Annotated in this window: 2 protein-coding genes; one reads left to right on the top strand and one right to left on the bottom strand. The window is 59.7% G+C overall.

The genetic code is table 11. The features are described from left to right. The coding region (locus tag L1069_RS23885) for a hypothetical protein (protein ID WP_237457301.1) at positions 1–452 on the top strand (452 nt) is incomplete at its 5' end. Positions 453–503: 51 nt separating this feature from the next. Here L1069_RS23885 and L1069_RS23880 read toward each other — a convergent pair. Then, positions 504–717: helix-turn-helix domain-containing protein (locus L1069_RS23880; RefSeq protein WP_237457300.1), on the bottom strand; the 214-nt coding region annotated here is incomplete at its 5' end.

The following is a 717-nucleotide window of genomic DNA, read 5'->3' as shown; positions in this document are numbered from 1 at the left end:
CCGGCTTCGTGATCGCAGCCGGCAATGGCGTCACCTTCGATGGCCATGAGCATGGCAGCGCTGACCACTTCGGCGGCGGCCATGGTGAAATGACCGCCCATGACCATTCCCAAGCTGTCAGCCTAGCGGCAGGCCCCGATGCCCCCGGCGTCGCCATCCAGCTGCACAAGGACCCGATGGCAGGCTGGAACCTGCAAGTCACGCCGCAGAACTTCCGCTTTGCACCTCAAAACGCCTCCTCCGCGGACGTGGACGGCGAAGGCCACGCGCATGTCTATGTGAACGGCGAGAAACTCGCTCGGCTCTATGCAAACTGGATGCATATCCCAGCCCTGCCCGAAGGGGCAGAAGTGAAGGTCTCGCTCAACACCAACAGCCACAAGACGTTGCAGGTGGAGGGGGAGCCGTTGGAAGCGAAGACCAGCGTCCCAGCGGGCGGTGATGGCTCCTGACTGCAGCGTTCGCTCGATAGAAAGGGCTCTCTGCCCTATTTTGCCGCATCCTCAATCAACGTCAGCTTCTGTTTCAGCCTTTGCGAGCGCCCGATAGACGGTCATTCTTGAAACGCCAAGATCACGAGCGATCTGAGCTTTTGCGATGCCTTCGTTCGCCAACCGCCGAATTTCATCATCATCAACGGATTTCCGCCTCCCCTTGTAAACGCCCTTATCTTTGGCCGCCGCAATTCCCGCGCGTTGTCGGTCACGGATGAACTTA

This window comes from Leisingera sp. MMG026 (genome assembly GCF_021654205.1).
Taxonomy (GTDB): Bacteria; Pseudomonadota; Alphaproteobacteria; order Rhodobacterales; family Rhodobacteraceae; genus Leisingera.
Note: the sequence above shows the minus strand (reverse complement) of the source record. Positions and strands in the feature narration are given on the sequence as shown.